Source organism: Hymenobacter defluvii (genome assembly GCF_017589435.1).
Taxonomy (GTDB): domain Bacteria; phylum Bacteroidota; class Bacteroidia; order Cytophagales; family Hymenobacteraceae; genus Hymenobacter; species Hymenobacter profundi.
This window is the reverse complement of the sequence record NZ_JAGETX010000029.1, coordinates 17,518-28,171: the sequence shown is the minus strand read 5'-3', so window position 1 is coordinate 28,171 and position 10,654 is coordinate 17,518. Positions and strand designations below refer to the sequence as shown.

The following is a 10,654-nucleotide window of genomic DNA, read 5'->3' as shown; positions in this document are numbered from 1 at the left end:
CAGCCGCAGTGGGCAAGGATCCTGCTGGGCGAGCAGGCATTCGCCAAACGGCCCATATGATGGCCAGCCCACCAACCAATGAGTTTGTCACAGTTAGTAATTGCAGCAACGGCACGGGTCTTTCTTCCAACCAGATAGTACGATTCAGCGCAGGTACTGCTCGCGTCACAAAGGTGTTAACGTGCGTAAAACTGTCCCAGAAAATGTGTAGTGCGGCTCCGAGTATAATACTGCTTATGACACCAATATAGTGTTGCCGAAAGTATCTGAGCCAGTCAAAAAACCTGTATCGTGCCAACCGCTGATACAATGCGGCCGGCAGGTGGGCCAGCAGCTGCCGGCGTACGAGCAGGTGAAACACGAAGGATAGCCCCAACGCTACTGGGCAGCTGAAATAGAAGATACTGGGTAACGTGTGGCTGTAGTGACTAGCAAGCTTCAAGCGGAAAAACTTCTCAAAGTCTGGCGCAATGCTCCCGGTGAGTAAGCCCGTGGCAGACAGCCAGGGGTATTTGCCGCGAGCATGTAGAAATGGAATAACCAGCGCGGGGTGCGAGAAGGTAAATGGCATAGCACGTGCAGGATAGCGAAGTAGTATAGTGTCGCAAAGTTACTGGCTCCCCCTGAAATATTGATCTTGCTCTTCTAATTGGAAATTGAGTAGCTACTACCGCAAGGCTGACTACGGTCTCTTGCTCTGAGCCGCCTGGGCTTCGAGGGTGGCAGCCTCTTCCCGCTTGCGTTGCGCTTGTAGTCGGAGCAGCTCCGCGGCTTCGGCCTGCTCAATACGCTGCTGGAGCGACGCGGAATCCTGCCGCCAGCTGGCCAGGACATTCGCAGCGTAGGCACCACTCGTTTGCTGCGTGTAGCGCCAGAACCAATTACTGCGGGCGTAATGGTCCCGGACCTGCGCCGCGTTCCACCACCCAAACCAACTGAGGCATAACAACCCCAGTACACCAATGAACACCCAGATGCCGTACCGCACGGCCTGCGTCAGGGGCCGGTCGGGGTGGTAGCGACGTATTTCCTCAGCTACAGCCCGTCGCAGCTGTTGCTCCAGCACGCTGGCATCCAACATGGGTGTCGCGACTGCGGGCGTAGGTGCATTGGAAGCTGCGGCTGACTTTGCCACGGCCTGCTGTAGGTTCAGCACGCTGGCAGTCAACTTTTCCAGTGCGGGACCGTAATCCTGGGGGTGAGGCTGAGCTGCTAAACTCTTTTTGACGCTGGTTACGTCCTGTGTCAGGCCTTGTAATAACTCACCTATCAGGTCACTGTTCATAAGAAGAGAATAAATACCATAGTCAAAACTATCAATAGCCAAAGCCAGTAGCCCGGGGTAAACGTGGACGCGTTGCCTGCTGCACCTTCTCTTGGCCAGGCTGCTGCTCAAGCAACTGACTAATTCCCCTCAGTGAAAGGGAACGAGCCAACTGACTACCCTTGAAGTGTCGCCCATTTTGCTCAAAACTGATGCCAGTGGCTTGCCCCTTTGCGCTATAGTGTAGCTGGACTGCGATGCCCTGCGCCTCCACAGCCTGGGTGAATTCGAACAGACTATTGGCCGTTTGGACGCATGCCTGTACTGTCTCGCGGAGCCGGATGCGCTGTTGCTCGTGCTGGGGCACGTTTTCCAGGTTACGCCGCCGCTGCTGACTTAGCACAGGCGTCAACTCGTATTTCTGCTCCAGCTGACGCAGGAGCTTTTCGCTACGAGCATAATTCAGTCCGTCGCGGACGGTCTGCCCACTATCGGCCACCCGATTGGCCACAATATGAAAGTGCGGGTGCAGCCGGTCATCGTGTCGAATCACAACGTACTGCCCTTGTGATAGGCCCATCCCCGTCAAGTAATCCCGCGCAATCGCCGCCATTTTGTCATTTGTCAATTGTGCTGTTTCCTCTGGTGGAAAGGAGATGGCCGTGTGCCACACTGCTCGTCCCAAAGACGGTTTAAGCCGACGTTGCTGCTCGAAGTCCTGCGTCATGGCCGCAGCATTGTAGTCGCGGACGCCGCGGCAAAGCAGTAGTTGTCCCTGGTGCTGCTCCAGTTTTCTGAATTGATAGGCTACGCACCCCGCGAAGCTACGGCCAAGAATGGTCTTGCCAATCATGTTGCCAGCAGTTTGGTTAGTTGGTCTAATAAGCCATCAGCCTTGATAGCTACGCTACGCATTCCATCTCCGCGCGCCTGATTCACTAGCTGATTCAGCGTATTAGCCAGAGCCCGCATTTCGTGCAACGCCGGTAATGCCGCCGGGTCCAGGGTAGGCGTCACTCGGCCTGTGAGCACTGCCTGTCGGCAGTACTCGGCCACTGTTAGCCGGGCAGTCGCCGCCCGCCGCTTCACTGCCAGATATTCAATTTTAGTGAAGCGTACAGTGGCCCGGTCTGGCCGGGATTCTGGACTCCTTGGCCGCCCACCACGACGCGTTGGCAAAGACTGATCAGGTGCAGAAGACACTTGCATAGCTACAGAATATGGGGGGATTATTTTAGGTAGTAATGAAAAACAAAACCGTCGTTTTTAGCACGGTACTCACAAGTTTTTGCCGCCAATAACATGGCTAGCTATATTAGAATAAAGCTACGTGGAAATAATAGCTAAGAACGGTAGCAGCTTACAAAATAGCAAGTCCTTAATTTACGAATCTTTTTGGACAGCCGTGTTTTCTGGAAGCCTCCAGACATTGATTACCCATTCAGTTAGCTGCAAGATTAGTTAGTTCAGCAACTACTTAGGCAAAGTAAGCACGGCAACCATTATCACAAAATAGTCTGATTTTATCCTCGTCTGTAGGTAAGAAAGCTTGGCCTTCGATAGTTCTGTTGCTGACCATGAATAGCAGCTTACACAAAGTATTTATTTTATGGGTAACGCAATGACTAGGTATCCATTACTCAAAATGCCTTTGCTAGATTTTCTTGAAGTGAGGTGTTGCTACCGACTTCATGCTTAGTGCTGTAGGAAAACCTATTTCAGGTACCGAACACTTCTGTAGTGGTGAAGCCAGGAATTTCAACCGAAATGAAAGGACCTGCACCGTTTGTCTCAGGCCTTTGCATGCAGCCTCGACAATCTTTCCCTCTACTGGTGTCACTCTTATTGTGGGTAGCTGGTTGGAGAGTAGGCCATACCGGAAATAGAAATGTCACGATTATCGACAACGCGTTCAAAACAACTGTATGACATTTTGACAGATTATCGCTATAGCATATTTATAGTCAAGCTAGACAGCAGAGGGGGTATTGTCAACTGCTCTGTACGAGTGATTCAAGATGTCTCAGCATCCGAAAGAATCACTCAATCGGGCCTAACTTATGATGTTATGATGTTTTAGTAAGCGGGGTACTATTCGTTCGGCAATGCCTGGTTCGCCTGAGGAATGGCCTCGGTTAAAATTTTGGTACAAAGATGAATTGTGTTAAAAGTCAAGCTTTCAAGGTCAATTTTGAGGCAAAATATGCTTGGTAGGGCACGCCAGATTTGACAATGGCGAAGGCTTGCTTAAGGAGCTTGTTACACACGGCAATCAAGGCCACTTTACCATTTTTACCCTTCGCTACCAAGCGGTCGTAAAGGGCTTTACATGTCTTGTTGAATTTTATAGCGGCAAAGCTGCACCTAAAGAGTTTGCCTCGAATTAAGCTGCCGCCCATCTTCATGATACGGACTTTGCCCCGCACACTGGTGCCGGAGGTGTACTCGCGGGGCGAAAGGCCCGCTTTGGCAATGATCTGACGATAATTGTCGAGGCGCGTGAAGCCCCCGGCAAATAAGAGCAACAGGCCCGCCGTCTTGCGGCCAATACCCGGAATGGAGCGTAAGAGCTGCATTTCTTGACAGAAACGCGTTTCCAGCAGGGTTAATGACTCGGCTTCGAGGGCCTGCACCTGGTCGTCGAGCAACTGCCAGGTTTGCTCGAGTCGTTGCTGGGCGAGGGGACTAATCACGGGCTGACGCTGCAAGGTTTCCAACGAATTGCTGACCATGGTTTTCTGCTTGAGTAGTTGTTCGCTCACTTGCTCTAACTGCCGGCACTCGACGAGAACCGATTCCGCTGGATGCCAGGGAGTAATGGCTTGTTGCTGGCCATAGCGCAGGAGCCATTGGGCATCTTTGCGGTCCGTTTTACTCTTCCCCAAGTGCATCTGAATAAATCGCCGGATAACCAGGGGATTAAGGACCGCCACTTGCCCACCCTGCTCGTGCAGATGATACGCCAGCGCGAGGTAATAGGTGCCCGTGGCCTCCATCACGAACAAGGACTGTACCCCACACACCTGAAGAAGCTGGGCAAAGCCGGCCTTGTCGTTGCTCACTTCCAGGTGGCGCACCTGGTGGTCGAGTTGGTAACAAACGGCTAGGGTAGCTTTGCTCACGTCGAGGCCAACGACAGGCAGAAGAGACGAGAAAACCATGCGTGAACCAATGAAAAGTGAGAAAAAAGGCTAAAAAGGACTTCTAGAGAATCTTTCGCTATCCTGATACTGGCTCTGACGGCCTCCTGGAACTGTTCAAAGTGCCCCTAGAAAAGAGCGGGGATTGTCATCTAACACGAGCTCGAGGCCCCTTACTGTGAAGAATCTTGTTCCGCTCTCTTCCTTCTTGTCCACCCAAATTAGTGCGTGTACACGAACATAGGATACTGTGATGGCAAGCAAGCGCTAAGCCGCATTTATTTATTTTCGACTTCGTGAAGGAGGACGTGCGCGTTCATCCTGTGTAGCCTCGGCTCCCTTCTGTGGCCGGGGCTATTTCATGCCTGCTCTGGTGGGCCGTGGGGTAGTCGGGATTATACGCTTGATCGTTTTTCCAGAGCGAGTAGCAGAGCACGAGCAGTTTGCGCATGACCGCAATGACGCCCGGCTTGCCGCTGGGGTGACGCGTACGCAAACGGGCATAAAAGGCGATTTGCCGCGGGTTATGGCGCAGGCTGCTGAGCGCGGGCAAATAGAGCGCCGTGCGCAGGCGTGTGTTGCCGCGCTTTGAGATGCGGGTCGCGCGCGCCAAGAGGCCGCTTTGCCGCTGCACCACGTTCAGGCCGGCGTAGGAAGCGAGTTGACGCTCATTCTCGACCAGGGCAAAGCCACTGGTTTCGGCCACCACGATGATGGCCGTCATCAGTCCAATACCGGGAATACTGGTCAGCTGCGCTAGTTTCGGCGCAGCAGCCAACAGCGTCGCCGCGTCTTGATCCAGCGCCGCCAGTTGCGTCAGCACGAGCTGCTGCTGGGCCGCCAGGCGCGTCAGTGTGCGGCTGGGCTGGTAGCTATGCTGGTAAGCATGTACGCGGGCTTTGAGCTGCGCCCCTTGCTTGGTCAGCCCTGCCGCTCGCGGGCCAGTGCCCGCAGCTGCCGCAGCGCCGGCGTGGGCGGCTACCAGGCAGGCAGAGCCCGCTCCAGACCCAACCGGCACAGCAAGCGCGCGTCCAGCTGGTCGGTCTTACTTTTGAGTTCCGTGCTGCGGGCAAAATGCTTCACCTTGTTGGGCAACAGCACGCTGAGTAGCGGCTGCTGATCGGCTAAAAGGTACGCTAGCTCCTCGTAGTAGACGCCGGTGGCTTCGACCACAAACCACAGCGGAACGGCAACCGCTTGCTGCCGGGCCACCCAGCTGAGCAGGCTGGCAAAGCCGCCCAGCGTGTTTTCAAAGGCAGTTTCCTTGCCAAATAGCAACTGCTGGTGGCTGTCCGCCTGGCCAAAGCAGGCGACAAAGGAGCTCTTGGCAATGTCGATTCCGACGACGTACTTGAGCGGGGGAATCAGGGGGTTTGCGGAGGGCATTGGGTAAGCAGTAAACAGATGAAACCATCAGCCGGCCAGGGTTTTGCCACAACTTGTCTCGTACAAATACGGGATACCCGCACGCGGCTTAGGTTCCCTCCAACCTGTGCAGTCTTCAGGCAAGACGGAAGCAGGGTACGCTTTCTTTGTAACAACGTCGAGGCCGCAGCCGCGCGTTTGGTTAAACGTGGTGACCCTGCTTCCTGCTCCAGCTGCCCTTCACCGAAAGGCACCGCAATCATACGAGGTTAAACGACGGGCTAGCAATCTCCCCCCTTGACCACCTCCTACTGTTCATACATCAACTGAGCAGGCTTTTACCTGATTCCTCGTATCAGTCGGTCGCGCCTTAGAGATTTCCCTTTTAGTTCTTGGCCCTGCTGTAGGCGGCAGCACCAAATAGGTCAGCAAGGTGGGGCCATCATGCTACTGGAGTGGTTCCCCTTTCTGGCTCCCTTTCTCGGCACAGCCGCTACCGTTAGCTGAGGCCAATAAGGCGCACCTTTCGGGCTCCTACCTCCGCGCAGTAGGACGCGTGGACAAACCCACCGAGGGACCGCTCGTCTAACCTTTGTGCCAAACTTTTAACCGAGGCCATGAATGCTGAGAGGATGAGTTCTGGGTCTGAGCGTTGCCACACCATTATCACCACCTGCCTGCAAAAGCTACTACTCACTTCGGAATACCACGACGAATCTGTTGCTTGCGCTTTTCTTCCTGTTGGCGAATATGGGCTGGCCGCTCTTCAATGGTAGTACCCGCAAATAACCGATCCAGCGCATCATGTAGCGCCTGTTTTTGCGTGTATTCGTATTGGCCGTTGCTACGTTTCGTATGCACGAAATCCTTTAATCGGTCCAAGTACTGCTGGCTAATAACAAACGTCTGACGCACATCAAATATTAACTCAGTAACATCAGTAACACTAGCTATTGATACTTCAGCTTCAAGTTTAGTGTTATCAATGTTACTAGAATTAACCAATTCAGTAGTATTACTAATGTTACTGTCTTCTCTCTTCTGCTTGTTTGCTGTAGAAGGAATAGATTCAGCAGGGTGTTCTTGCTCTAAAAAATCCAGAATATCTTTTTCTGAAGTGCGCTTCTGCGCCGCTGGTTTAGCGATGCTTTGTTTGAATGTCTTGGCCATAAAGTAGTCACTTAACGAGTCATGATTTCTTGCACGAGATTTTTGTAATCTGTAGCTCCAGCACTGGTTGGTGCATAACTGAAGATGTCCTGTCCCAAATGCGGAGCTTCTCCTAGGGCAATAGTTTCACGAATCGTGCTACGGAGCACCAAGTCAGGATACTTTTCACGCACTAGTTCAGCTGTCTCACGGCGCAGTATCTTGCGCGGATCAAAGCGCGTGAAGAAGATCCCCCCAATGGTTAGGCTTGGGTTTAACCGCCGTTTGACCCGACCTACCATCTCCAATACTTTTTCTAAGCCTTCGGTGGCGTACAACTGAGCCTCCAGCGGAATGTACAGCGCCGTAGCACACGCATAGGCATTAAGCGTAAGCAAACCCAGCGCTGGTGGGCAATCAAGAAGAATGTAGTCGCACCGCTCCTGTAGCGGCTCAAGTAGATCCTTGAGCAAAAACTCACGGTCCAATTCATCTCCCTTCACCTTTTCGAAACTGGATAGGGTGGGTGAGCCGGCAATAAGCGCCAGCTTTTCCTGAATAGGATAAGCCTTCACCTTATACTCGTGCAATAAGGCTCCATAGACGTTAAACTCTGCCTCCAACAAGCCCAGCCCATGCGTGAGGTTAATTTGAGGATCCAAATCAACTAGTAACACTCGATACCCGGCACGGGCTAACCCCGCGCCTATATTAGCGGCTGATGTAGTCTTGCCTACTCCTCCTTTCTGGTTAGTAAATGCAATGATTTTGCTCATGCGGTAATAATACGATATTACTAATTGTTACCTATGTTACTAATGGTTAAACTAGTTACTTATCATACTTATGTTATTAATGTTACTCATGTTCATTGTGCAGATTAATAACTCAAGAACTAGTTAGCTAAACTACAGTAGCAGCTCAGTCAGAACGCGTCAATCTAACCTGCTGAACCTGCTGAGGTAAAGGTTTTTCCCCATCAGTACAGAACATCAAAGGTTGTACGCTACCAACGCAGCTGAGAGGATACTTCAGTGAAGGCATTCTGTGCTTCTAACTGCTGTTTTATTGACTCATACGACTCAGGTCGCAGAGTGGCCACGAACTGCTGGGCGGCACTCAGCATGCGTATATACAGGCTTGGGTCTCCCTGCCTACTGAGGCGGCCCAGCGCATCCAAGTAGGCTTCCCGAGCCTGGGTAGTAATGATGATGCGGCACTGGCCGGCACTAACTAGTTCGGCGTTCATCATCAGATGGGTCAAGCGGCCGTTGCCATCATCGAAAGGGTGGACCTCGCTGATTAAGAACATCATGAACAGGGCTCGCGACAGCGGCTCACGCAAATGTTGGTACAATTTGAAGCCTTCGTGCAAGGTACCACGAACCAAGTCTGGGTCCACGAAGCTGGTCAGACCAGCTTGGTTAGCATACTCCTTCCACTGCCCGGGGCGCTTGTCGGGCCGGGCGCGCATCAGCTGAGCATGCCGGCGTTGCAGGATGGAGAGCAACTCCTCTGCTGAGTGCGGGATGACGCGCATCTCAGCCACGTTGCTGCAAAGTTGGTACGTGCTCAGTACGTCGTGCGAATCGGCATGCCGGCCGCCCACTTCCTGCCCGGTTTCCACTATCTGGTGCGCCTCATCTACTTGGAATTCTGTGCCCTCAATAAAGTTGGAAAAGTACGCCTCGAAGAAGGCTACTGTGCAGTAAGCTGGGGAAACTGGTGCCGGATCGGGACGTGTGGGTAGCACGGCCTGGTGTAGGCCGCTGAGTAGAGTAGTAAACAACGACACCCGCCCAGCATCAAAGGGCAGCCCCAGGGCACGCGCGCGGGCTACAGACGAGGTTACCACCTTGCTAGGCTGCGTGGCCAGCAGCGCCCCCACGATGCGCTGCAACTGGGCTAATTCTGCGGGCCATTCCAGCACTGTTGCTACCTCCCGGATTTGGTCGCGCAGAACATTCAGCCCTTCTTCGCCCCAGATGCGCAGCACCATTTCTGACCGCTCCTCCACGGTTTCAAGAGGTAGGCTCTTGCTTACGCCGCCTTTGCGCACACGGGCCGGTTGCAGGTTCTCTAGTAGCCCGCGGGCTTCCGACGCGAAAAGCAGACTGCCGTCACCGAAGGGGGCATCGCTTTGTAGCGCCGCTGACCCTTCCAGCAAGTGCACGGTCAAACCGGGCAATTCGACGTTGCGGGTGTACCTATAGGTCAAGAACAGGTGTCCATCGGTGGTAGGCTGGCCCTCTAGTTGGGAGCGGTGGCTGATGATAGCGCCGGGAAACAAATGCTGTACAATCGGCAGCCAGTTTTTGCGAACTAGTACCGCTGGAGGCGTGGTCAGATCCGGGGAATATAGGCGCGAGGCGACTTCACGCAGTTCACCCCGCTGCCGCGCCACCCGAATCTGACGGTTCAGAGCCGAATCTGAAGTGCCAAATACCAATAGGGGGCCAGTGCACATTTCTTTGCATTAAGCAGAAGAATTCAAAGCGTTTTGTTAAATATAGTCTATTATCACGCAAATTTAAGATATTTTCTAAGGTTAAGCTTGCATTATAGTGGTTCATGGCTACGTACGCAGACCTGCTCCTGCTAGTGTAGTGAGATGGCTTAACAGAAATGGGTATTGCGCTAGAGACTGTTATAAACCGGTAGGCTAGAAAAACGCCTTTAGCCAGCAGTAGCCCGACGAAGGCTAGAAAATGAAACTGATACATGCTCAGCGCCAAGCGTTTGTAGTCGCGAGCCAACTGGCGGAAGTGGGCAGCCCATCTAAAGCAGCGCTCTATGACCCAGCGGCAGGCCAGCAGCACAAGACCAGTTTGGTAATAACCCATACGCCAGTACCATCCATGGTAGCCGCATATGCAGCCTCCTTGTCCGTGTAGTCTTGGTCCATGTAGGCTATCTGCGTATGCTGACCGGTGACTTGCTGCACCCGTTCGCATAAGGTGGCTACTTGCTTACGGTCGGGTTCGGAGAGCGTTAAAAAGGGTGGCCTCGTCACGGTCGCAACACTCCTCACCGATGTTGATGAAATACCTGTTAGCCGTCATTTATCTTGACTTCCCCACAACTCTTTGACGCTCTTCGAAGATACTTGTGAGGATTTCCAGAAAAGAATGAAAGGATAGAAATGGTAAGTCAATAGAGTAAATGCTTCATTTACTCTGGATGCGGTCAAGAAGAAATAGTGGCTCTAGCGGCTGGAAACGCTTACCATTTCTATCCTTTAGCAATAGTATGTCTATTTTGACTTACTATTTCTATCCTTTTGGACCGCGAATCAACGAGTACATGTGGTGCTCTCTTTTCTGCTTTCTATTCAGCAACTAAAAGGGAAGGTAACATCCGCAATAACTTTTGATCATTGTTATAGCCCTAAAATAGCATTAGCGTAACTCATAGATCGTTTTATACTGTTAGATGCAACAGTCATAAAAGCACGCAAACACCAAGGGAATATTCGAGGATAAAAAAGTATAAAATATTCATGGAATAGTTCAATCCCTTCTTTTGCTTAAATGGACTCCTCCTTTGTTGTTTTTTTGTTTCGTCCCCTCGTTTTGAACCCTTTAATAACTTTTTGAAATTCCGACATCAACAAATTTGTGATATTTATTTATTTGTCAAGTATTTGTTCTATTTGCAGGGCTTGTAAGTAGTTGGCTATCATGATTTTAAGTGACCTAAAGGATAGAAATGGTAAGCGAAAGGATAGAAATGGTAA

General features: G+C 52.0%; 10 protein-coding genes. All 10 read right to left on the bottom strand.

The genetic code is table 11. The features are described from left to right. The coding region (locus J4D97_RS21680) for a DUF4184 family protein (protein WP_208309412.1) at nucleotides 1-571 on the bottom strand (571 nt) is incomplete at its 3' end. Between the two features lie 111 nt (nucleotides 572-682). Continuing rightward, nucleotides 683-1,285, bottom strand: coding sequence for a hypothetical protein (locus J4D97_RS21675; protein ID WP_208309411.1), 603 nt, complete (start codon nucleotides 1,283-1,285; stop codon nucleotides 683-685). A 31-nt stretch (nucleotides 1,286-1,316) separates the two neighbouring features. Beyond that, nucleotides 1,317-2,117 (bottom strand): relaxase/mobilization nuclease domain-containing protein, encoded by an 801-nt coding sequence (locus J4D97_RS21670; RefSeq protein WP_208309410.1) that lies wholly within the window; start codon nucleotides 2,115-2,117, stop codon nucleotides 1,317-1,319. Beyond that, nucleotides 2,114-2,443, bottom strand: coding sequence for a plasmid mobilization protein (locus J4D97_RS21665; RefSeq protein WP_208309409.1), 330 nt, complete (start codon nucleotides 2,441-2,443; stop codon nucleotides 2,114-2,116). Before J4D97_RS21665 ends, J4D97_RS21670 begins: the two co-directional genes overlap by 4 nt. A gap of 992 nt (nucleotides 2,444-3,435) precedes the next feature. Then, nucleotides 3,436-4,425, bottom strand: a complete 990-nt coding sequence (locus tag J4D97_RS21660) for an IS110 family transposase (protein WP_208309408.1) — start codon at nucleotides 4,423-4,425, stop codon at nucleotides 3,436-3,438. A gap of 295 nt (nucleotides 4,426-4,720) precedes the next feature. After that, nucleotides 4,721-5,422: a transposase gene (locus J4D97_RS23940; protein ID WP_208309407.1), complete on the bottom strand. Its 702-nt coding sequence runs from the start codon at nucleotides 5,420-5,422 to the stop codon at nucleotides 4,721-4,723. Beyond that, on the bottom strand, nucleotides 5,383-5,790 hold the full coding sequence (locus J4D97_RS21650; RefSeq protein WP_208309406.1) for an IS110 family transposase: 408 nt from the start codon (nucleotides 5,788-5,790) through the stop codon (nucleotides 5,383-5,385). The genes J4D97_RS23940 and J4D97_RS21650 overlap by 40 nt, the downstream gene beginning before the upstream one ends. A 672-nt stretch (nucleotides 5,791-6,462) precedes the next feature. Then, nucleotides 6,463-6,939: a hypothetical protein gene (locus J4D97_RS21645; RefSeq protein WP_208309405.1), complete on the bottom strand. Its 477-nt coding sequence runs from the start codon at nucleotides 6,937-6,939 to the stop codon at nucleotides 6,463-6,465. A gap of 11 nt (nucleotides 6,940-6,950) precedes the next feature. Continuing rightward, nucleotides 6,951-7,694, bottom strand: coding sequence for a ParA family protein (locus tag J4D97_RS21640; RefSeq protein ID WP_208309404.1), 744 nt, complete (start codon nucleotides 7,692-7,694; stop codon nucleotides 6,951-6,953). A gap of 230 nt (nucleotides 7,695-7,924) precedes the next feature. Beyond that, complete coding sequence (locus J4D97_RS21635) at nucleotides 7,925-9,385, bottom strand: Fic family protein (protein WP_208309403.1); 1,461 nt, start codon at nucleotides 9,383-9,385, stop codon at nucleotides 7,925-7,927. Nucleotides 9,386-10,654: the final 1,269 nt, after the last annotated feature.